The sequence below is a fragment of the Vibrio orientalis CIP 102891 = ATCC 33934 genome (assembly GCF_000176235.1).
GTDB lineage: Bacteria > Pseudomonadota > Gammaproteobacteria > Enterobacterales > Vibrionaceae > Vibrio > Vibrio orientalis.
The window spans coordinates 577,033-600,805 of sequence record NZ_ACZV01000004.1 but is presented as its reverse complement, the minus strand read 5'-3'; the positions used below and the strand labels follow the sequence as shown (position 1 = coordinate 600,805).

The window sequence follows — 23,773 nt, the reverse complement described above, 5'->3', positions numbered from 1 at the left end:
CAGTTGAGCGCCTTTTTTGTTTTCACCTGATTACTACCAGCCGTTCATTACTCCACCAGCAGCAATCTACCCGTTAATGGCGAAACTTGAACTGCTCCATTAACAGACTGAATGTTGATAGTCTCACCCGTCATTAGATCAACAAACTCTGTTGATGATTTGATACGTGATAAATCCACATTAAGCGTACGCTGGCTTTCGCTGGTATTCAGAACGTAGATAACCTGCTGCTGACCATCCACTTTTAGATCGGCATACAGAGTATCATCCAGCCATAGGTTTGTTCTTTTACCATTGAATAGCGCTGAATGCTCACTACGAACCTTCATCAGCTTAGCGACGTATTGCTTGAGGTCGCTTTGCTCCGGGCTAAGAGTCGTCGTCGTAACGCCTTCCACTTTGGCACTTGAGCGAGCGACGTGGTCATCACACATTCCCTGACTCACACAATCTGATGTAACTTTAGCGGCAAAGTTTTCAACTTCATCACCAATTTCCTCTCCGTAATAGAAGGTAATTGGGCCAGAATATGCGGCTAAGAAACTGTACGCAGCTTTATGACGTTGGAAGTAGTCACCTAATCCACCACGTTGAATCAAGTCGCCGAAGCGTACTAGATCATGGTTACCAATCATTAAGTTTGGCATCGCATGATAAGGCGCTTTGGTTCTAGAGTTCCATTCGGCATCGAGTGCACGTGCATTGCTCTTCGCGCCCGACTCTTCTACAGCAAGAGCCTGAACCAATCCGTAACGTAGCGGGAAGTTAAATGCAGATGAAAGCCCTGGTTTAGCGTCGCTGCCATAGACAGTGCTAGTGATTTCATCAGCACTGCTCCATGCTTCACCGACCATGTAACCCAATGTACCCCACTGTTTGCCTGCTAGAACGTTTTCCATAGATGCAGCTTCTACCGCAGTGCGGATATTACGCCAGCTATCTAGGGGAACTTGGTACGCTTGGTCCAGTCTCCATCCATCAATCCCATACTCTTTGATCCAATACGTGGCTACTTCTGTAAAGAATGCTTCACTTTCGGCGTTTGGATAAATGACATATTGACCCGGGTAACCTGACGCTTTTCTTAAACTAGGCACCTTGCCTGTTGGTGAAGGCTTGGCACCATTGATATTGGTATGGCCAAACACGCCGTCTAAGAATACATACAGTCCTTTTGCGTGAGCTGTATCAATCAACTCTTTTAACTTCTCGTTCGTGCCGAATTTAGGGTCCACATTAAAGAAGTCACATGCAAAGTAGCCTGTCGCATCGAGTTTATCGTCTCCTCCTTGTCCGGCACATGAATCAAACACAGGCGTCAGCCAAAGCGCATTCATGTTGAGGCTCTTGATATAGTCAAGACTATCAATGATCCCTTGAAGATCCCCTTTATGATGCGAGTTACCATAGCCTACGCCGTAGTCGTGGTTTGAATCACCATCGACAAAGGACTCAACCATGACTTGGTAGATGCGTAAATCACAAGCCGTGTTGTTGTCACTGTAACATCCATAGTCGAGGCCAGTATCTTTCACCGCAACGATGAGAGAAGACTGATCTTTGGCATGTAAACTAAAGTCATAGACACCTTGGCTGGTAACCGTCACTTTAATATTTCCATTACCCGCATCTTCAAGCGTGACCGAACCATCTGCTTGAATGAATGCACCAAAGCCAAGGTTTACCGCGCTCCAATCTGCAGACGCCAGTTTGAACTCATACACACCAGGGGTTAAGTAGCCATTAAATGTGTAAATGCCCTCGCCTTGGTACTGCATTTCATTGCTGGTATCCCATCCGTTCATTGAGCCACGAACATAGAGCTGGGTACTTCCATAAGGCGCAACATCAACAGGTTTGTTGTCAACAACTAGGCCTTCACCCTGTTGACCGGTTTGTGGTAATACAAATACCGCCGCGGTCAGTGGTGGTACGGTAAAGGTTTCATTGGTAAAACTAGCCTGCTTAACTACGTCATCAGTCGAGTTTTTAAGCGCACTATGCAATTCAAAGCCTTGCGCGCCATTTATCTTGATACTCTGCTCAGAGGTGTTGGCATTGATCAACACAAGGATCGCATCATTGTTTTGGTCTAAGTCTGCACCAACTGAAACTCCATCATTGACTGACATTGCAATCAAACCCGGTAGTGCGTTGCTTCCTGTATTACGGAAACGAACTCGATCGACCACCTCTTGCTCTGATACCAACTTAAGCAGAGGTGTAGATGCGCGCACTTGCAGCAATGCTTTAAATGCGCTGTCTGTCCATTCGATGTCTTGTGCAGAAGCGACAGTGTTTGGATTGCTAATCACTGATTGAATTGCGTTCCAATTAGCTTGATCCTTGTCTGCGCGCGGTAAGCCGATATTCCAGTTATTGGTTTGTTTGCTGAAATCAACTTTGTTGTACCAATCACCACTGTCGTAGCTATCTCGTTCCATTGACTTAGAACGAAGTAACTCAGAACCCATATGCAGGAATGGTACGCCTTGGCCTAACATCACCGTTGATAGACCCACAATCTGCATTCGTGCACGTTGCGCAGAGGTCATATCTGCCGAGGCTTTGTACTGGTTAAAGTCCCACAAGGTTTGGTTATCATGCTTAGATACGTAGTTGATCGACTCTTGTGGATCGAGTGTATAGGCTGCGCCTTGACCGCCATACTGGTAGTCTTTGCCATATACCACGCTGCCACTGTAAGTCTCTAACGGGTAGTTCTGTAGGTTGCCTGTCATACCGTAACGAATCAGATCCATTTTCGATTTCAGATCTTCATCAAAGCGATCTCCGGCATTAGCAAATCCTGGGGTTTGGAGCAGTGCGTCACCACTATCGAATGGCCCACCGCCACGAACGCCATCGCGAAGTCTATCGTTATATGTCCCAATCCCCGTGCCTGCCATCGGCCATTGTGTCGCGTTTTCGCCGCGCTGACCGTTAGCAACCTCACCGAAGTTCCAGCCTTCACCGTAGAACCAAGTATCTGGGTCAACTTGCTTCGCTTTGTCGTAGATATGTAGCATGCTTGACTTCATTAAGTGGCCCATCAAATCAAAACGGAAGCCATCTATCTTGTAGTCTTGCGCCCACATCATGACGCTGTCAGCCACTAACTTCTCAAACATGCGGTTTTCAGAAGCCGTATTATCACAACAAGTGGAGTTCTCAACTGCGCCAGTCATTGGGTTTAAGCGGTGGTAGTAACCCGGAACCGTTTTATCGAGTACCGACTTGTCGTAAAGACCCGATGAATAGGTATGGTTATACACTACGTCTTGAACGACACGGAAACCCATATCGTGAAGCTTCTTAACCATTTCACGATATTCGCGGATACGATCAGTGCCATCTTTAGAGACCGCATAACTGCCTTCCGGTGCACTGTAGTGGAAAGGATCGTAGCCCCAGTTAAATCCATCTAAAGGTCGAATATCCGCCAGTAACGCTTGGGCTTCACCAGTAGTTGGATCGGTCTGCTCAAGTAGCGATAGAATTGTCGCACTATGGCTTGTTCCATCTTCACACAGTTTTGCTTTCGGATTAACAGAGCACAACTTACCGACCGTATCGTTAAGATTCACAGTTTTAGACTCATGCTCAGGGATAGAAGCTAAGTCATAGCTTGGCAGTAAATGAATCGTCGTTAAGCCCGACTCTTTTAATGACTTAAGTTGCTTAACGCTATCACGCTCATCTTCTAAGAACGCGGTGTACTTGCCGTTTCTCTCTGGCGTTCCTAGTTTGTCACTAGCACTGAAGTCACGGATATGTAACTCATAGATGATGTGATCTTCTGGGTTTTCGATTTCTGGGATATCGTGGCTATCCCAGCCATTTGGCTTAGTACGCGCCGAATTTAAGTCCACAAGCTGCGAATGTAAGCTATCGGTACTGAGAGACAATGAGTAAGGGTCTGTGCTCATCATCCATTCCACATGGTCCGTTTTCGGATGGTAAGCTTTGACGCGGTAGCGATAGAAGATGTTCTCTAACGCCGCACTTCCTTGATAACTCCAAACACCAGTATCTGAGTTTAGTGCCATCTTAATCGGCGACTCTTGAACAAGTGCTTTGTCATTATCGTATAGATAAAGCTCTACATCTTGAGCCGTTGGTGCCCAAAGTGCGAAGTTTGCTGTATCACCCTCAATCCAACTACCGAGCTTCGCTTCGTCAGCATCGTTCGGACCACTGGTGTACAGGACATCAATAATACCTGGGATTTGAACACGCGTTGCGACAAGTGGTTGACCTTGTTCATCGAGTGCTACGGCAATTAGCTGCTGTTTGAGTAGTGCCTTTGCTTCTTCAGCCGTTGCCGCTAACTCGAATTGAACGCGACCTTTCAGATGAGGAAACTTGGCATTGTCGACTACGCCAGCTAACGAGAGTTCATTCTTAGTAAACTGCTCCGGTTTACTAATATCTCCAGCACCAGCCGAAGTGGACCAAAGTTGATAAGACTTCGCTTTTGAGTGATCAAACCAAGCGAAACTATTAAGATCTAACCAATGCGCCGCAGCACCAGATAACTCGACGAGGGTTTGTTCATCAGGAGAGTATTTAAGCGTAGAGCTACCATGTGCAGTGTAAAGCGTATTGCCTTTAGTGAACTCAAGTTTTAGATCATCGCCACCAAGCGCTTTGTCATTTCCTTTATGAACGATAAAGTTCATACACGCGCCATGCGCATCTTTGAGCGCTACAGTAAATTTCGCGCCATATTCAGGGTCAATCTCCTGCCAACTCAATGGATTGCCCCAATCAACACCATTGAGTGCGCCGTCGCTTACTGCATCACAGCTTGCGTTGTTCCATAGGTGTAAGCCCCAATCTGCGTAGTTACCATCATCACGCTTATAGTAGATAACGGCTTCTTGGTATGCTGGCGCTGGTTCGGTTGAGGTGTTATCTGGGCTCTTAGGATTTGGATCGATGGAGTCTGGAATGCCGTCTCCATCATCGTCACTCGATGCAAAGTCTCCTAAGCCATCACCATTGGTGTCCATGCTTTCGAACTTATCTTTTGGAAAAGCATCACTGCTATTCGGTGCACCATCGCCGTCGAGATCTTGATCTTCTGAATCCGCAATTCCATCGCCATCATAATCATTTGGCTGACTCTCTGCCGAGTATGGGTCGCTGCCTAAGCGCTCTTCATCTATGTTGCTCCAGCCATCGCCGTCGATATCTGAATCTAAGCTGTCTGGAATCTTATCGCCATCAAGATCGTTTGGCTGGCTCGCTGAGTCATAAGGGTCTGTACCTAAACTAAATTCTACACTATCAGCAAAGCCGTCGTTGTCATCGTCTAAATCTTGATGATCACCAATGCCATCTTGGTCACTATCGGCAGATTCTTGTATATCATTTGGGAACAGGTCCACTAAATCTGCAACGCCGTCACCATCGGTATCTGTTGCGACAACGGGCTGCCCGCTCCCATCTATCATTAAGGTCACGCCTTCTAAACGGCGATTACCCTGCTTTTTCTCTTGGCCTAAAACCTTAGCGCCAAACTCGACCGTTTCTAAAAGGTTTTCTAACCCGCTTTCTTCAATGTTATCTGGTAAAACTTGGCTCAACGATTTTGCGGTTCTCGCGACTAGAGTTTGTCGGTTCTCAATATAATCTGAGTCCAAATCTAGCTTAGGTTGCTTTAGCTGACGTCTAAGCTTACTCGTTGCTCTTTTTTCACTCTTACCATCGAGCATTTGCAGAGAAACATAGGTAGAAAGTGGCGTGATATAGCTATGCTCTGCTGGTGCAAGCATCAAGTAATCTCTTGTTGCTGTGACTCCAGGGATATCACTATCTATTGAAATACCGCGCTGGACATGCGCGATGAGGTGTACGTTGCGGTCTTGTTTCGATAAACCACTGATATCGATAACCGCGTATCCAGTTTCATCTGTGGTCGCAGATGGTTCGTGGTCATCCTGCTTATAGTTGCCGTTTACGTCGAGCCACACTTCGGCGCTTTCAAGGTAACCGTCCATCACTTGCACTTCTAGTTGGTCATTACAACCTGCTAAAAGTCCAAGCGATGCCATGGCAATGCTGAGTTTTGTTAGCTTGATGTTCATTGTTATATCCATTCTAAATTCACGTTCTGAGGCTGAACTCTTTGATATAGAGTCAAAAACCCTCAACTTGACGTTATATTTGGATGTAGAAATAACACCTCATCCTATGCAAGGTCGCACATGGGCGTAGATCAAAAGGAGTAGATTGAGTTTTGGATTTAAGCTCACACAGATGGAGATGAATTAGATCGGAACATTACACTGTTTTGCCACATAGGGTGAGACAAGCAACACTTTGTAGCAGTAGAGCGATGGCGAACTGTAGGATTACAACAAAGTGCCTCAATTATGAGAAACATGATCTTGCGCCTGTCAGCGATTAGATTGCCATCGTGATCACGTGCTCAACAACGCCCTATTTCATTTCCTACCAGCATAAAAAAACGCCAGCTATTTCTAGCTGACGTTTTTAAATCTGCTCGTTCGAATTAACGATATAGGCCGATATCTTTCTGCATGTGACCAGACAAATCATTTGCGTAGTACGCGCGTGGTTCGCTGTTGTCTGTGAATAGAATATCTAGTAAATGAGCAATCAATCCTTTGAAAGAAACCGCGTAGGTTTTTTTATCCATAGAGATAGGTGCGTCGATAGTACCCATTTGCATTGCTTGTGCTGCCATGATTGCCTCTCTATAAACTGGTGTAATTCGTTTTGTTGAGGCAATAATAGGCAATATTTATAGGTTCAAAAAATGACTATTTTTGGTAATTCAAATTACTTTTTCTAATGAAACAAAGCGTTAACACCGCACTTTTCCGTTTATGCAAACAAGAATCGAAATAGCGCATTGTTAACCACCCAAAATGCATTTTTATTTTATGCGCAGTTATTACACCTGCTTTAGATCACAAATATTTTACACATCTGAACCATCTAAAGCAGGAGGTCAATCGCAAGTTAATTAGTTTATTTATCAGCAGTTACTGTGGTTTCTGACAAACTATTTCTTTGCTTAATGATTGAAGCGATTACCGCCACTGTCATCGTTGCCAATAGCACAAGTAATGATAATGCTGTTGGGATTTCCCAAGCAGAACCCACTAGCATCATCTTGATACCGATAAATACCATGATGAAAGAAAGCGCAGGTTTGAGGTAGATAAACTTATCCATCATCCCTTGTAGTACAAAGTACAGTGAACGTAGACCTAGTAACGCAAATACGTTTGCAGCTAGGACTAAGAACGGCTCTCTTGTTACCGCAAAGATCGCAGGAATAGAGTCTAGAGCAAACATCACGTCCATAAACGCGATCACAGCAATTACGATGAACATTGGCGTCGCGATTCGCTTACCCTTTTCTACGATCGTCAACGCATTACCCGCATAGCTCTCGGAAACCGGAACGAATTTGCGAATGATACGTTCAGGCAATGGATTAATCTCGTCTTCGCCTTTATCTCGCGCTAATTGAATACCCGTCCAAATCAGGAACGAAGCGAATATGTATAGAATCCAATGGTATTGAGCAAGGAGCTGAGCGCCAACGGCAATCATAATCGCACGAAGTATGAGTGCACCAATCACACCCCATAGCAACGCTCTTGGGCGTAAATGCTCAGGCACTGCATATTGATGGAAAATAATCGCAAACACGAACAGGTTGTCTACGCTGAGGGATTTCTCAAGCAGATAACCAGTAATAAACGACAATGTTGCTTTTTCTGCTGTATATTCGCTCCCAGGAGCGTATACATCCCAGAATAGGTAAATAGTAGCGGCAAATAAGAACGCGAGCGCGAACCAAAATAGACTCCATACCGCGGCTTTTTTGATCGTTATCTGCCCACCACGAGTTTGCCAAATGTCCAAAGCAACCAGCGTAAGCGTCAATAAACCGAAACTGAAGTAAGTAATTGGGGTCATGTATCCTCCAAAGGCGGAGGGATCGAGGAACTTAAGATGTGTGACGATCCCTACCGCAAACAAACTCATTACCTAGCGTTTTAGCTAAGTAACATTTGATTACGTTGGTCTCGTCGAAATACGTACAACTGAGCGATTCAGTGTACATACTTATACTTACCGGATAGAACGACGTCTAACGAGATGACGATAAGTAAACCAGAGGCGACTACTCCCCAAACAAGGCGGATTTTATGCCTGAAAATGCCATTCGTCTATAAGAAAATCAAAAAAGGAGCAAAAAATTACTCCTTTTTTAGCGATGCTATTGGTTTGGTTGTTTTAACGCTATACACCACCAATAGGAACAAAGTAGACAAGTGCAGACCATACGCTAATCCAACTAATGACGACGGCTACATCAATCCAATCTCGACTCCACATAATACCCCCTGAGTATTATTCATACATAGCATGAACCCAGAGATTATTTAGCAACCTTTATGCCATTGTCTTTTTTGTTCACTGCGTTGGTCGCGGTTAAGCACACCTGGCATTTTACTAAGTAACTCAATAAAACAATCAGCCATGGAAACAGTTGTGATTAACCCTTCCCCTTGCATGTTTAGAATCGCTTCATAGCCTTCTTTGCCCTTCATGGTATAAGCCGACGATGTCCCTGTATAAATTTTATTTGATTCAACAGGTTGCCAAACACCAAGTGCATCACGAATTTCCATCTCTTGTACTCTATTACCTGCTTTGGCTTCGTAGACATACTTAAAACGAAGGTTATTTGTGTATGGGTAAGAGCCGTCCCCGGTACCATCTACGCCATTGTTTAGAGCATTATTAATCGCGCCTTCGATGATAAGAGGCAAGAACTCTCCCTTGATCTTATACACGCCGATTGGAACGGCAAATGGCAGCAGTTTTCCGGCAACGTCTGCCACCGAAACATCACCGGCATTAAGTGAGTTCCTAACGCCACCAGCATTATGGATGGCAAAATCTACCTGATGCCCCAACTGAGTCATTTTATAGGTAAAAGATTCTGCGACCAATGGCGCGAGTTGGCTAGGCCCTTGTTGGTCTGGAACGCGAACATGACGCAGTTTTTGGTTCGCAGTGGCGATGATCTCTTTTTGTAGAGTTCGTACGCGCGAGATATATTTTTCTTCAAGTATCGATTGTAGAGCGCGGTCTTTTTTACATACCACCACATTCGGATGGTTATCAATAAAGTTTCTTGCCAGTTGGTATGGCGTTTCGCTGTGTGTTTGGCTCATGCTAGCGTCGATAAACAGACGTCGCCCTAATAGCAATTCGTTTTTGCCATTGAACGTAGCCACAGAGCCATCACGATTAAATTCAATATCGCAGTGGCCAAGACTCAAAGCGTGATAGCCTGCCTGTACAACATAGGTTTGGTGGACCTTTACGCCGTAATCATCATCTTTGACTAACCCTAAACTACTAAAGTCACCCTGTAACCTATGACTGTGTCCACCGACAATAACGCTGATACCCTCAACGTGGTTCGCTAGGTCTAAGTCTGCGTCATACCCCATGTGGCTTAACAGAATAATCTTATTAATGCCCGTTGCGCGTATTTGCTCCACGGTGTGCGTCGCTGTTTCAATTGCGTTGATAAATGGCGTATCAATATCAGGGTTGGAGATATCAGCCATCTTATCGAGCGCTAAAGAGAATATCGCGACCCTATCGCCATCAACTGATTTCTCAATCCAGTTTGCTGCTTTGGTTGTACTGTTGTAGGCAATAACACGCGGGTTATCATCAAGGCGAATCGATTTGGATTTTAGTTCGTTTGAAAGGTCCCAATTACCCGCAAGTAATGGAAATTCGATTTGTTGAGCAAACTGTGCAACAGGTTCATTACCCATATCGAGTTCATGATTTCCTAGTGCCATTGCATCAATCTTGAGGCTATTGAGCAGGGTGGCGTTGGCTTCTCCCTTAAATAGGGAAAAATAGAGCGTGCCTTGAAAGCAATCGCCAGCATGCAAAAATAGCAGTTCTTTGTTTTGTGCTTGCGCCTCTTCACGCAGTTGACCGACCCGTGTCGCTATACGTGCAAAACCACCGGCGCTGACAAAGGGAGAGAGTTTTTCTCCGTTTACCTCAATGGTAAGTTGCAGTGACGTTGGTTCGAAGTATGAGTGTGTGTCATTAATGTGCGCTATTCTTAGCTTTGTCGTTTTGTTATTTTTATCTGTCATATTCATCTCTCTTTTCACCCACATCCTACCGCAACCAATGTGACAGATTCATTATATTTCACACTTATATTAAACATGGCGTTTCATATACATCGATATCTATGAGCGAAATCACTCAGTTGCAGTCGAAATACAATTCACACTTAATACGAGTTTGTGAGCTAAATGTCTGCTATAACAGGAAAATTCTATTATGCTTAATATAGAAGCAGCGTAATGGAGTGATTCAATGAAGCTTGAGCGAATCGAAATTTCTGGTTTTCGCGGAATCAAACGTCTATCTATTGCCTTTGATGAACTGACCACTCTGATCGGGGAAAATACTTGGGGCAAATCATCACTATTGGATGCGCTTTCTGTCGCGCTCCCACCGGAAGGTGAGCCTTACAATTTCGAAATGGCGGATTTTCACGTCGACTATTCTGTGTCACACCCGCAAACTCAACACCTGCAAATCGTATTAAGCCTTGTTTCAACAGATAAAAACGAGATCCACTCGGGTCGATATAGAAAAATAAAACCGATCTGGGTGCAAGACAGCAATGGCACAAATCGCATTATTTATCGATTAAGCGCATCAAGAGATGGCTATGATATCGTCACTCGCTATTCATTTCTTGATTTTCAAGGCACGCCTTTACCTCTTCACCACTCAGAAAAACTTGCTCAAGAGTTAATGTCCCTACACCCCGTTATTCGTTTGAAAGACTCGCGTCGCTTTGAACGGCCCATTAATAATACTAAAGATGTTAATGCCAGAGTTGAGAAGCGAATTGATAACACCTGCCGACGCTTAATGGCGATTCCGGGGCATGTCAACAAAGGCGAAATGAGAAGTAGCCTAAGCTCGATGAATGCACTGGTAGAGCACTATTTCTCTTTCAAGCCCAATGTTCGGACTAACCTTCGTAAACAACGTGATGGTATTTTTTTCAACGCCTCACCGGGTAGTAAGAGTATCTCTGAGGTGGTTGAAGAAACCAAAGATAAGCAGACACGGCTACTCTTTATGGGATTACTTAATGCTTATTTACAGGCCAAAGGTCCAACAACATTAAGACGATGTGCCCGGCCGCTGTTGATCATTGAAGATCCTGAAGGACGTTTACACCCTACTCACCTTGCTCGCGCATGGGGTCTATTGCAACTATTACCTATGCAGAAGATTCTCACCACCAACAGTGGCGATCTATTAGGGCAAGTTCCACTGCATAGCATTCGTCGCTTAGTCAGGCAGTCTGATCGCACTATCACCACTTACTTATCAGACCAAGGGTTAGGCCTAGATGAATTTCGTCGTATTGGCTTTCATATACGATTTCATCGCTCGGGTGCGTTGTTCGCTCGATGCTGGCTGTTGGTTGAAGGTGAAACTGAAGTTTGGCTGTTTAATGAGCTTGCTAACCAGTGCGGCTATAACCTTGCCGCCGAGGGTGTTCAAATCATTGAGTTCGCGCAGTCTGGACTTAAGTCGTTAATAAAAGTAGCAAAAGCTTTTGGTATCGATTGGCACGTAGTTACTGATGGTGATGCAGCAGGTAAGAAATATGCCGCGGCAGTAAAAGCGCAACTGGGCAATGATCAAGAAAGGCATCGCTTGACCGAGCTTCCTGATCGGGACATTGAACACTACCTATATAACAACGGTTTTGAGGAATTTTTTAAGAACATGCTGAAGATCCCACTCGATCATCCTATTCCAGCTAAAAAGGTGGTGACTCGAGTTCTTAAAAAGTTTGCGAAACCCGACTTAGCATTAGCGATTGTTTCCCACTGTGAGAATCAAGGAGTCGAAGGTATTCCGATATTGTTACGCTGGACACTGAAACGGGTCGTGACTATGGCCAACGGCAACACATAAAAAAAGCGGCATCGAATTTATCGATGCCGCGTATCAAAAATCGGTGATACAAATCAATCGGGGGTAGTCCAAACTGCCCTTTTCAAAACAGCTGAGACTTATCAAAGGTTACTAACGCGCCTGTAGACTCGCATTAACCTGAGATTGCTTTGACTTTTGATATAACCACAGTCCACTGCTCTTCATTAGGTAACCAAAAATACCACCTAAAATCAGAGAAGGAACAACAAGCTTCCAGTTACCATCAGCCGCAAACGTAGCGCAAGAACCGATAAACGTACCTGGTATGTAAGCGAGCCACGACTGCTTTGCCTGAATACACATAAAGAAAGCAACAACAGCGGTAATGACATAACCTAGGATCTCAAGCGAAACGAATTGCGAACCATGAATAATCACCATCGCCCAGAAAACGCCGCTCATATTGGTTATCAAACTTACTGATAGGCCTTTAAACCCATCGTTCGGTGATGCAAAGTAGCTCGTGCAGCCAAGGAACCCAGCCCATGATAGTAGTCCAAGTGTCACAGCTATCCAGCCCCAAAGCCCAGATAAGATGCCAGTAGTCAGGGAGATTGCGAATAAAGTGCTCATTACGCCTCGCTCAGTGTGTGGTTTCACACATCAAAAGTACAAGTAGGCATCTTAGAGAAACTCCACTCGCAATCACACGTCATTGATCACACTTTGAATTCATATTTAATCATTCATTTCACAAAACATGTGATGCAATCGATATTTCAACAGAAATGGGTAATAACAAAATTACCAATCAGAGCACTGATGGCTTGCCCTTCATCATTCGAGCCCCTTCCCGTTTAATACATTCAACAAGCGGGTTTTCAACCATATCGGCACGCCAGATGAAAGAGAGCGTTCTTTCCATTTTCAATTCAGGCACATTTAACGCAACCAAATGACCACTTTCAATAAAGCGTTCAACGTCAAGGTACGGTAGACAAGTGATGTATTGCCCGTGTTCAACCATACTGCGAAGTACTGGCACGTGTTCGTATTCACGCCACACGTCGAGATCTTCGATGAAGTGATTGATTGAGCTGTCAAATATCATCCGTGTACCACTACCGTGCTCGCGCAATACCCATTTCGCTTGTTCAAGTTGCGCTAAGCCGACCTTCTCTTGCTTGGCAAACGGATGATGGGCAGCTGCAACGACGGTTAAATGGTCTCTACACCACACCTCTTGATGGAGGCGGTTGTCATCACAGCGTCCTTCAATGATTCCGAGGTCATATTTATAATCTAATACGCCTTCAATCACACTGTCGGTACTTTTTACCTTCAGTGAAATTCGCATTTCGGGAAATGAGTTATCAATAATACTGATAAGGTCTGGAACAAGGTGTTCCGCAGGAGTCTGACTGGCACCTAGTTTAAGGTGTCCACTGAGCAAGTGCTGCTCGTAAAAGCCCATCTCTATCTGCTGGGCGTCTTGCAATAAGCGTTTCGCTTTCGGTCTTAGCCACATCCCCCAATGCGTTAACGCCATCTGCTTGCCTTGGCGTTCGAATAAAGGTCGCCCCAGCATCTTTTCTAATTGCGCTAACGACATACTTGTCGCTGATTGAGTTAAAGCTAACTTATCGGCAGCAATGCTGACACTTCCGGTATCGGCAACAGCATCAAACACGGTCAGCTGTTTTAATGAGTATCGCATAGGACTCCTATCCTTATGTATTGCATGAGTTTTACACCATTAAAAACTCTACTAGTTACATATCTATCATCAATGATACGCAAGCCGTTTCATTCTACCTACTCCCATCCCTATATCAATATTTTTGATAAGGATTTTAAAAATTATCAATTTTACCTCTATCTCTTCGATACATATTCTGAATGGGCAGTCACGAAACGTAACTGTACTTTTAAGGAGATTACTTATGACGTTCACATTCGGGAGTGCGTATGACATCGGCTCAAACGAATAATCAATACTTTTCGCCTATGGAAATGATGGCCGAAGCTGAGAAGTTCGCATTAAGCAAAGCGAAGAAAAGCAGCGGAATGACATTGAGCTTGGCGATCATGGCGGGTGCCTTTATCGGCTTAGCATTTTTGTTCTATATAACCGTAACCACAGGCAGTACCGACGCAGGTTGGGGGCTTAGCCGATTGGCAGGAGGACTTGCCTTTAGTATGGGCTTAATACTTATCGTCATTTGCGGCGGTGAACTATTTACTAGCTCAGTACTTTCAAGCATCTCTTGGGCAAACAAACAGATCAGCTTCACCAAGATGCTATCAATCTGGGGCAAGGTTTATATCGGCAACTTTATCGGTGCCATGTTGCTACTCACTATTGTTGCAGCAGCGGGTTTATACCAGATGGATCATGGCCAATGGGGTTTGAATGCGCTCAATATCGCGCAACACAAACTTCATCACACGCCACTGCAAGCATTTGCTTTAGGTGTGCTGTGTAACTTGCTGGTTTGTTTAGCTATTTGGCTGACATTCAGTAGTGCGAATGCCCTAACAAAAGCAGCGATGACGATTATGCCCGTAGCGATGTTTGTATCCAGTGGCTTTGAGCACTGCGTAGCGAATATGTTTATGGTGCCACTTGGCATCGTGATTCAAAACTTCGCGCCTGATTCATTCTGGCAACAAGTTGGCGTCAGTGCTGCGCAATACTCTGACCTTAATATTAAGCAATTCCTGTTTGCGAACTTAATCCCTGTAACCTTCGGCAACATTGTTGGCGGTGCAGTATTAGTTGGTCTTGCCAACTGGGGAATTTACCGCAGACCGCAACTTAAAGCAGCGAATGTTCGCACTATTACAAATACAACTCAGATTAATTCGGCTAAGGAAATCACCATGAACAACAACATCACCGCTAAACATGTAATGAACAGCAACCCACTCACTCTACGCGCAGAAATGCTTACTCCTGTTGCTATTGATTCTTTACTTGAACATCACCAAATCAGCGCGCCAGTTTGTGATATTGAAGGTCGCTTAGTTGGGTTCTTCTCTGCACATGACGTTATGGTTGACCTTTGGTGCCAAGACTATCTTCCGGCTAAGGATCAAAAAGTCGTCGACATTATGGCTCGTGACGTGGTTGCGATTGATGCGAACGACAAGCTTGTTGATATTGCAGAGTTTCTTTGTATCGATAAAGAGCAGCTTTACCCAACAACAAGCATGGGCATTGCGACGCAACTTACGACTCTATCTTTAGAAGAACGTGCTAAAGCGATGAAAGTAAGCAAACCACATGTACTGCCAGTCCTAGACAATGGAAAGCTTGTTGGTGTGATTACAAGAGAGAATGTTTTGGAAGCACTACGCCCTATCTACGGTGAGCGTATGAATATTGTAGAAACACAGCGTGAACTTGAAACAGCATAATAATACTAAACGCTAACAACGCTATGGCTCAGAATTTGGTCGGGAAATAAGTCGCTTGACCAAAACGCCCCCAACCTAGGTTGGGGGCATTTTTGTTTTTACTTCTTGATGCCTTCGACATGCAGTTCCATGTCAACATAGCTTGAAGTGCCCATTACCGCGATATCAAAATCAGCAAGCTCTAGACGAGTCGTACCGATAAAACCAGCGCGCTCACCACCCCAAGGGTCTTGGCCTGCACCGATAAACGTCGCGTCAATAGTAATTGGCTTTGTTACGCCATGAAGATTTAGGTCACCGTTAACCTCTAGTTTGCCTTCACCCTTGTCTACAACACTTGTACTTGTGAAGGTTGCAGTAGAGAACTTAGACGCATCAATAAAGTCTGAGCTACGAATATGTTTGTCACGTTCTGCATGGTTTGAATCTAGGCTTGTTGTGTCTACATTCACCATTACTTTTGATGCTGATACGTTTGCAGGGTCGTATGAAAACTCACCATCAAATGTATTGAATCGACCTTTGATGAAGCTGTAGCCCAAGTGACTTACTTTGAAGTTCACTGAAGCATGAGCACCCTTTGTATCGATCATGTAATCCGCCGCGCTTGCACCAAATGGTAATGCCATCACCATTGCTAATCCGGTAGCAAATAACGTTTTTTTCATTTTGAAGCTCCTATCATCTTGCGTAGCGTGTTGTCTTTATTAATAAAGTGGTGTTTTAAAGCTGCTATAGCATGGACGGCAGCAATAATAATTAGCGCCCAAGCTGCATAAAAATGGATCTGTCCAGCCAAATCTGCTTGACCTTCAATCAGAGCACCAAGGCCAGGAACAGTAAACCAGTCAAAGACATCGATTCCTCGACCATCTTCGGTAGAAATAAGGTAACCAGAGATCGGTAAGGCAAGCAGAATTACATACATGACAAGGTGAGCCAGTTTCGCCCCAACCACCTCATAGCTTTTCCCTTCAACTTCAGGTGACGGCGTAACAAATTTCCATACAAACCTAAATAGAGTCAAAGCAGCTAATAGTACTCCAATAGACTTATGCCAGTGTGGCGCAGTTCGGTACCATTCACTGTAGTAGGAAAGATCAACCATCCACAAACCAACCGCAAACATACCAATGACAACTATTGCGGATAGCCAATGAATGGCGCGCGCAAATACATTGTAGTTTTTTACTTCTGATTCCATTTGTAAGCCCTAGTGATTAAATGACTCTTGTTATTATTTAGAGTACATATCTCTTTTTCGTTGCAACAGATTATTTACCATTCTTTACATTAGTGAAATATTCTTCACTCGATGAAGTCGTTCAAAAAATTTGAAGAAACTTTTTTGGCCCGTTAAAAATCACTTGGCTGTTCTATTTCATAGAGCTCATCGGCAATATCAACGATCTTTCGCTGCATAATCGTCTCTGCATCGGACAGGCCCTGATTGTAAAAAGCGGGACCAAACTTATTGGTAATGAAATCAAGCAAGAAATCAGCATCAAATTGACCAATCTCCACATCAAGCTCATCTTCTAGGTAACGTTGCAGCTCGCGCGACATCGCTTGTTTTTGTTGTGACGTGAATTCAATCTTCGACATAAACCCCTAAAGCTCCTCATATTTTAATCGATTAAGTGTAACGAAAGTTATCATACGCGTGTTACGCTATTCGCGCATATTGCTCATTATGGAGAGATGGATCTTGTTATTGGATGTGCTAGTTCAGAGTGTTAATGAATTTCAGGCTGACTGCATGGTGTTGTGTGAAAAGCACTACCCAACGATTCACAATAAAGGAATGAGCGAACACCATTTGGGGTTGGCGTTTGCACGTAGGCTATCTAGAACCTTGAATGAGTTTGGCCACGATTATGACTACAAACCCTTAGATACCCCTCAAGCGTCCGATCTCCCACATCACTATCGCGTCAGTTCAGATATTGGCACTGTCTGGATCTTAACTTCGCACCTTGTAAGTGCCGGGCCTTCTTGCCGTAAAAAGCTGTTTAAAACAGTTGCGCAGTGGCAAGAAGAATATGGCTTTGCGGTTCAACCTAATGACCTTCTGCTATTACTTACTGATCACTGGATTACGCGTAGTAAACAGAGTCGAGAGTTACTTCATTGGTGGACGGGTGAGCTTCCAGATGAAATTGATGAATACCGCACTCAAGGTATCTCTCTGTATGAAAGCGAATCTCAACTGGCTTTATCACTCGAAGAGCATTTCAAGCTAAGCCCTTACTTTGTTAAGTTTACGCACCCTCTAAAAAGAGCAACGGATCGTCAGCTAGTCCGTAAATACATCCAACTTTACTCAGTCATTCAATTGAGTTAACCCCCTTTGAGCCTCCCCTAGTTGGAATTCAACGTTGTTTTCTCAGTCCAGTCCTCAAATTACGCTTGCAGTACGACTTTCGTCATTGGGAGGATGAGAGGCTCCTCCCGAAATGGACGCAAGATAGCCCCCCTTACTACCATTTCGAGTTAAAAAAGATAAAATCTTACGGCTTAATGTCTAACTATCAACTTAATCATCAACGTAATTAGCTGAAATTTAATATGGTATTGCCAAGTCTTTACCGAAATGAAATTAATTCTTTGAGTTAAGGTGTCATGGATATTGACAAATTTATGTCATAGTCAATATCATGACATAAGTTTGCATCACAGCGTTCTGAAAAGTGCATTAGTCAATAGAGGTCGGAAGTAAATATGATTCTCTCAACGCAGCAACAGTTTGTTGACTGTCTTTCTATCAATGATGATTTCCAATATGTTGGCCAATACAAGGAACTGACTCTACATAGCGTTTTTCAGCCCATCTTTAATACTGCCAATCAAATCATCGGTGTAGAGGCGCTAGTGCGTATCCGTCATGCGCAGAATGGCTGTGTCAGACCAGATCTCTTCTTCCATTCCGATGAGACCTCCTTCGATGACAAAATCAATGTTGAGCGATTAAGCCGCGTTATTCATATTCGAAACTTCTCAAGGTCTAAATATCGACATTTACAGCTCTTTTTGAACGTGTTGCCTTCTGCTGGCGAGTATCTAGCGCTAGAAAACATCGATACAAGCTTGCTTGCCCAACGATTGCGATCTTTAGGGATCAACAACAACCAGATTGTAATGGAAGTCGTTGAACTTGAAGCTGATAATGAACAAAGCCTTGCCAATGCGATGAGAAAATTGAACGACAGTCAGTTTAATATTGCAGTTGATGACTTCGGTGTTGAGGCATCAAACCGTGAACGTGTTGAACGACTTAGACCGAATATTTTAAAGATCGATCGTTCGTTATTGCTTTCTTATATGGATGGCGATCAGTTCGCTTTGCTTTCTGGATTGAAGCTAGCGAAAAAATTAGGATCTCTTGTCGTCGTAGAAGGCATTGAAACGCAAGAGCAGTTAACGGTTATGCGCTCACTGAACGTTGATATGTACCAAGGATATCATCTAGCCATGCCAGAGCCTCTTGAGGCTGTATATCGCGATGAATGCAATGATCTCGCGTCACTTGGTGACCCAACCTCTATCTATATCGGTTCGTCTCGATAAGTTGAGCGTAGAACGACCATTTCCAAAGATTTGATCTATTTAAAACTTCCTACGGCTCCCTTTGCATTATATTTAACATCTGTAAAACCATATAAATACAAGATGTTTCACTAGATTTAATACCTAACTCATTTTATTGCTCTAGATCATCGGAAGCTCAACTTAGCCTCGTCGGACAGCATAGAATTCTGTACATTCTTTGTCATAGTTTGAAACAGTTTCTTTATATTTTTTATTAGTTGAGGATATTTCTATGCTGGAACTCTTAATCGGGTTAGCAGTGACGGTTGCCGTCGGTTACTTCATTGTTAAGGGCTACAAACCAGCCGGTGTTCTACTCACGGCAGGTGTGCTACTTCTTATTTTAACGGGCCTTATTGGTCACACCGTTCTCCCTTCAAAAGTAGCCTCAACCGGTAACCTTTTCACCGACGCGCTAGAATACGTAAAATACATGCTTCAGTACCGTGGTGGCGGTCTAGGTATGCAAATCATGTTACTTTGCGGTTTCGCTTCTTACATGACTCATATTGGCGCAAACAATGTCGTTGTTAAGCAGTTTTCTAAGCCTTTATCTGTTATCAAGTCGCCTTATGTCCTGCTAGTTGCAGCTTATATCGTTGCTTGTCTTATGTCTCTTGCCGTGAGTTCAGCTACGGGTCTGGGTGTACTCTTGATGGCGACACTATTCCCAATGATGACAGCAATGGGCATTTCTCGCCCTGCAGCAGTCGCGGTGTGTGCTTCACCTGCAGCGATCATCCTTTCGCCAACATCAGGTGACGTTGTGATCGCAGCAGAGAAATCAGGCCTAGACCTTGATGTCTTTGCGGTACAAACCGTATTGCCGGTTTCTATCTGTGCGATCATCGTAATGGCGGTTGCGGCCTTCTTCTGGAACAAGTACTTAGATAAGAAAGACAACTCACCAATGGAGCGCGTCGACGTTTCTGAGATCGAAGTAAACGCGCCCGCTTTCTATGCTGTACTGCCTTTCCTTCCAATCATCGGTGTATTTCTATTTAACGGCCGCACTATCCCTGGCCTGAAACTCGATATCTACACTATTGTTGTACTATCTATCTTTATTGGTGCCCTAACTGACTTTGTCGTTAAACGCTTTGACGGTGAAAAGACGCTCGCGGATCTTGAATCGTGTTATCAAGGTATGGCGGATGCTTTTAAAGGCGTGGTAATGCTATTAGTCGCTGCTGGTGTGTTCGCTCAAGGTCTTATGTCAATTGGCGCGATCGATAACTTGCTGCACCTTGCTGAAACGGCCGGTGCTGGTGGTATCGCTCTAATGCTTATCCTCACTGGTCTAACAGTTGCTGCGGCGATTGCAACAGGTTCAGGTAACGCACCGTTCTATGCTTTCGTTGAACTAGCGCCTTCTTTGGCTGCGAAGATGGGACTAAACCCTGCATTCCTAATTATTCCAATGCTACAGGCATCTAACCTAGGTCGTACTATTTCACCAGTATCCGGCGTTGTGGTTGCCACTTCTGGTATGGGTAAAATCAGCCCGTTTGAAGTCGTAAAACGTACCTCTGTACCTGTAGTATGTGGTTTGATTACGGTTATCTTTGGTACCTTAGTGCTTGTTCCGATGACGGCATAGTATCTATATCTACCCATACAAAAAGGGAGCTCGTTTGAGCTCCCTTTTTATTTGTTGCTAGCTAGAAGATCACTTCATCTCACCATAGCGCTCTAGGTAAAGTACTGTTGCTGCAGTACGTGACGGTACCTGAAGCTTCTTGAGAAGGCTCTTCATATGTACTTTAACTGTCGACTCCGAAATGAACAAAGTATCTGCAATTTGTTTGTTTCGCAGGCCTTTCGCGACTTCTTTCAGTATCTGCATTTCACGATCAGTTAGCTCGTCAAATACACTGCTTGTGTTTTCACGTTCAGCCAAGTAAGTTGCCACTTCTTGACTGTATGCCTTGTTACCGCGTAACGAATCTTTCAGTAAATCAATCAGTTCATCAGGCTCTGTGTCTTTAAGCAAGTAGCCATCAGCGCCTGCTTTAACGATCGCTTCGATATCTGCTGGGCTATCTGAAACCGTAAGGATAACGATAGTTGCATCACATTCATCGGCGCGCAAAGCGTTAAGTGTGTCTAAGCCTGACATCCCCTTCATATTTAAATCGAGTAGAATTAGGTCTGGTTTATGTTCATGGTTTTGGGCGACAGCATCCGTACCATTGCTTGCTTCGGCAACGACTTCGAACTCATCTTCGAAGCTTAATAACTGATTGATACCACGTCGCATTAATGGATGGTCATCGACCAATAACACTCTACACTTTGTCAATGTTTGAATCCTTAATTTTTGGGTACTTTAAATAGACCGCACAGCCTTGATTTTCACTCGCTGTGATAGTTAGCTTACCGTTAAGCCTTGAGGCACGCTCTTGCATGATACTCAGTCCGTAATGATTCGCTTTTTCTAATTTAGTATCGAAGCCAACCCCATCGTCTTTTACTGAGACTTGGACATGAGTTTCTGTTTCGTCGCACTCTATTTCTATATGTTTCGCTTGCGCATGTTTTATCGCATTGGTTGCCGCTTCGCGTATCAGCTGTAACAAGTGTACTTGCTGGTTTGTCTCAAGTTCAATAGACGACAACTGGTTATTGAGCTTGATCTCCGCATCAGTCTGATCGGAGAGCTGCTCGGTCATACTATGAAGTGCGGTACCAAAGCTACCTTCTTGAATCGACAATCTAAACGTCGTCAGCAATTCACGCAATTGCGTATAAGCCGCAGACAACCCCGTATCCAGTTCCGCCAACACAGGTGAAGTTTTCTGTAATGCCGGTGAATCTGGTAGCTTGCTCATCCCTCTTTTTAACAAAGAGACTTGTATCTTTAAGTATGACAACGCTTGCGCTAAAGAGTCATGCAGTTCGCGGGCGATTGTCGCACGCTCTTCCATTACAAGCAGCTGTTCAGCTTGGCGCTGGGCTTGGTTATAATATACCGCACGCGATAAGATCTGTACAAAGTTGTCAATCAATGCTTGATCTGGACATGGTAGCGATACCTTCCAATAGAGCGTTCCAAGCTCAAGACCATCTAAAGCGAGTTTCTGACTACTACAACTCTTTTTACAGTTTCGACACGCCTCACCTTCAGAGATCAAAATAGGTTTTTCACCTACTTCATTGATTTCCAGTCTAGCGGCAGAAATACCTTCTAAGCTAACAATATGTTTTAAGATTGCTGAGAAGTTATCTTGCGTAATTCTTGAAGCCGTTAGCTCTTGTGAGGATTGATATAATACACGCAAGGAATCATTAGCGTTTTGCAGTTTGTGGGTTTTTTCGTTGACTGCTTGCTCAAGACCTCGATAAAGGTTGCCTAAATCACGCGCCATGTTGTTGAACGCTTTGGCTAACACGCCCATCTCATTTTCGCTAGAGATATTGAGCTGAACATCAAATGAGCGAGCTTGAATTTGCTCACTTGCTAGAACTAATGAGTTCAAAGGAGTGACGACATGTTTACGCGTGTAGTGCACAACAAAAATACTGATTAAGAGAACGAAACCTAATCCTAAGCCCCCAACCCAAGCGAGTGAGATCAACTTGGTTTCCGAAAAGTCTTGCAGCTTAAACACAAACGCATCGATTTGGTTAACAAACCCTTCTACTAGCTCCAAATAACGATCTCTATCGTCTCCTTTAAGGACCAGTTTCAGCTCGTGCCAACGAGTGATCAAACTGTAGTAATCGTGGGTGATGTCTTCAGGTACTACCCAATGTTGTAGCGCCTTCATTGAAGGTGAGTAAATGGAATGCTCAAACATCACAATATGAGATTCATAATCGTGAGATTCAGACTGTATATCATACGCGAGGCGATAACTTTGCATTCGCATCGAACCTGCGACGTTAACCGCTTCGGCATCATTTAAGCTAGACGCCAACATGAAGATCGCGAAGCTTGTCGTCGCCACTGAGAGCAACAAAATGCATATCATTGCCTTAGCAATTGTCGTTGTTACTGAGCTTTTCACATTCTTTAACATGTGATTTTTTAACACCTTCAAACAAATTTGTTGTTTACATACTAAGCTTATAATCAATTAGCGCGACAATATGTGATCACTTCGCTGTAAGTTTATTGATCTAAAACAACTTTCATCGGCAATTACCCCCTAGGGGGTATTTATCGAAATATTTCAAAAACTACAATTTATATATGGATAAATGACAGGTTATGAACAATCATTTATCCAAGATTACAATAGCTAACAAGTTTGGGTGAGATAGTGGTAGACCTATCCAAAAGACGCTTTTTTTCAAAACGTACAGTTGACGATAATACTATCCGTTTACCGTGGCTTGCAAACAGCACTCAATTCACCGAATTGTGTACTCGTTGCGGAAAGTGTACTGAAAATTGCGAAACGAACATCATTGTTAATGGTGACGGTGGTTATCCTCAAGTCGACTTCTCACGTGGTGAATGTACTTTTTGTTACGGATGCGCTCAGGTGTGTCCGGAGTCGTTATTTGAGCCTAAACAAAATAACCCTTGGAATGCTCAAGCAAGCATATCCGAAGGATGTCTAGCAAAGCAAAATGTCGAATGCCGAAGCTGTGGTGACATGTGCGAAACCATGGCAATCCAATTTAAGTTAGAAATCGGTAAAGTCGCACAACCGAACATAGACCTTGATGAATGTACAGGTTGCGGAGCATGCGTTGCAGTGTGCCCTACTTCATCTATCAATGTGAGCAAATTAGTATAAAACGGAAGTAT

At 43.9% G+C, this 23,773-nt stretch carries 17 protein-coding genes; 6 read left to right on the top strand and 11 right to left on the bottom strand.

Annotated elements, in window-relative coordinates:
- Window positions 1-47: 47 nt before the first annotated feature.
- The 4 genes from pulA to VIA_RS06155 form a co-directional block, all read right to left on the bottom strand.
- A complete protein-coding gene (gene pulA, locus VIA_RS06170; protein ID WP_004411752.1) occupies window positions 48-6,092 on the bottom strand; it encodes a pullulanase-type alpha-1,6-glucosidase in 6,045 nt (2,014 codons plus the stop codon).
- A gap of 428 nt (window positions 6,093-6,520) precedes the next feature.
- Complete coding sequence (locus VIA_RS06165) at window positions 6,521-6,715, bottom strand: hypothetical protein (protein WP_004411748.1); 195 nt, start codon at window positions 6,713-6,715, stop codon at window positions 6,521-6,523.
- Between the two features lie 287 nt (window positions 6,716-7,002).
- Window positions 7,003-7,962 (bottom strand): TerC/Alx family metal homeostasis membrane protein, encoded by a 960-nt coding sequence (locus tag VIA_RS06160; protein ID WP_004411747.1) that lies wholly within the window; start codon window positions 7,960-7,962, stop codon window positions 7,003-7,005.
- Window positions 7,963-8,432: 470 nt separating this feature from the next.
- Window positions 8,433-10,184 carry a bifunctional metallophosphatase/5'-nucleotidase gene (locus tag VIA_RS06155; protein ID WP_004411746.1) on the bottom strand — a complete coding sequence of 584 codons (1,752 nt, stop codon included), beginning with the start codon at window positions 10,182-10,184 and terminating at the stop codon, window positions 8,433-8,435.
- 229 nt (window positions 10,185-10,413) lie between these two features.
- On the opposite strand from VIA_RS06155, the gene VIA_RS06150 reads away from it, so the two are divergent.
- Window positions 10,414-12,045, top strand: a complete 1,632-nt coding sequence (locus VIA_RS06150) for an ATP-dependent endonuclease (protein ID WP_004411744.1) — start codon at window positions 10,414-10,416, stop codon at window positions 12,043-12,045.
- A 111-nt stretch (window positions 12,046-12,156) separates the two neighbouring features.
- On the opposite strand, the gene VIA_RS06145 is transcribed toward VIA_RS06150, so the two are convergent.
- Together VIA_RS06145 and VIA_RS06140 are read right to left on the bottom strand one after the other, a co-directional pair.
- Window positions 12,157-12,639, bottom strand: a complete 483-nt coding sequence (locus VIA_RS06145) for a DUF1097 domain-containing protein (RefSeq protein WP_004416577.1) — start codon at window positions 12,637-12,639, stop codon at window positions 12,157-12,159.
- Window positions 12,640-12,817: 178 nt separating this feature from the next.
- Entirely contained in the window at window positions 12,818-13,723 is a 906-nt protein-coding gene (locus tag VIA_RS06140) for a LysR substrate-binding domain-containing protein (RefSeq protein WP_004411741.1), read from the bottom strand.
- A 251-nt stretch (window positions 13,724-13,974) separates the two neighbouring features.
- Here VIA_RS06140 and focA point away from each other — a divergent pair, with 251 nt between their 5' ends.
- A complete protein-coding gene (gene focA / locus VIA_RS06130) occupies window positions 13,975-15,426 on the top strand; it encodes a formate transporter FocA (protein ID WP_004411738.1) in 1,452 nt (483 codons plus the stop codon).
- Between the two features lie 98 nt (window positions 15,427-15,524).
- Here the strand turns inward: focA and VIA_RS06125 are convergent, their stop codons facing one another.
- From VIA_RS06125 to VIA_RS06115, 3 genes are all read right to left on the bottom strand, one after another.
- The gene (locus VIA_RS06125; protein ID WP_004411736.1) at window positions 15,525-16,094 is read right to left on the bottom strand and encodes a YceI family protein; all 570 of its coding nucleotides are present in this window, start codon (window positions 16,092-16,094) and stop codon (window positions 15,525-15,527) included.
- Window positions 16,091-16,630, bottom strand: coding sequence for a cytochrome b (locus VIA_RS06120; protein ID WP_004411734.1), 540 nt, complete (start codon window positions 16,628-16,630; stop codon window positions 16,091-16,093). Before VIA_RS06120 ends, VIA_RS06125 begins: the two co-directional genes overlap by 4 nt.
- A 152-nt stretch (window positions 16,631-16,782) precedes the next feature.
- On the bottom strand, window positions 16,783-17,031 hold the full coding sequence (locus VIA_RS06115) for a DUF2164 domain-containing protein (RefSeq protein WP_004411732.1): 249 nt from the start codon (window positions 17,029-17,031) through the stop codon (window positions 16,783-16,785).
- 103 nt (window positions 17,032-17,134) lie between these two features.
- Between VIA_RS06115 and VIA_RS06110 the strand changes: the two genes are divergently transcribed.
- The 3 genes from VIA_RS06110 (at window position 17,135) to dcuC (ending at window position 20,614) form a co-directional block, all read left to right on the top strand.
- Complete coding sequence (locus VIA_RS06110) at window positions 17,135-17,770, top strand: hypothetical protein (protein ID WP_004411730.1); 636 nt, start codon at window positions 17,135-17,137, stop codon at window positions 17,768-17,770.
- A 377-nt stretch (window positions 17,771-18,147) separates the two neighbouring features.
- Window positions 18,148-18,993, top strand: coding sequence for an EAL domain-containing protein (locus VIA_RS06105; protein ID WP_004411728.1), 846 nt, complete (start codon window positions 18,148-18,150; stop codon window positions 18,991-18,993).
- 253 nt (window positions 18,994-19,246) lie between these two features.
- The gene (gene dcuC, locus VIA_RS06100) at window positions 19,247-20,614 is read left to right on the top strand and encodes an anaerobic C4-dicarboxylate transporter DcuC (protein WP_004411725.1); all 1,368 of its coding nucleotides are present in this window, start codon (window positions 19,247-19,249) and stop codon (window positions 20,612-20,614) included.
- A 69-nt stretch (window positions 20,615-20,683) separates the two neighbouring features.
- Here dcuC and VIA_RS06095 read toward each other — a convergent pair whose 3' ends face one another.
- Both VIA_RS06095 and narQ read right to left on the bottom strand, forming a co-directional pair.
- Entirely contained in the window at window positions 20,684-21,316 is a 633-nt protein-coding gene (locus tag VIA_RS06095) for a response regulator (RefSeq protein WP_004416583.1), read from the bottom strand.
- Window positions 21,303-23,036 (bottom strand): nitrate/nitrite two-component system sensor histidine kinase NarQ, encoded by a 1,734-nt coding sequence (gene narQ, locus VIA_RS06090; RefSeq protein ID WP_004411722.1) that lies wholly within the window; start codon window positions 23,034-23,036, stop codon window positions 21,303-21,305. The genes VIA_RS06095 and narQ overlap by 14 nt, the downstream gene beginning before the upstream one ends.
- 243 nt (window positions 23,037-23,279) lie before the next feature.
- On the opposite strand from narQ, the gene napF reads away from it, so the two are divergent.
- Window positions 23,280-23,762 carry a ferredoxin-type protein NapF gene (gene napF, locus VIA_RS21640; protein ID WP_004416589.1) on the top strand — a complete coding sequence of 161 codons (483 nt, stop codon included), beginning with the start codon at window positions 23,280-23,282 and terminating at the stop codon, window positions 23,760-23,762.
- The last annotated feature ends 11 nt before the right edge of the window (window positions 23,763-23,773 follow it).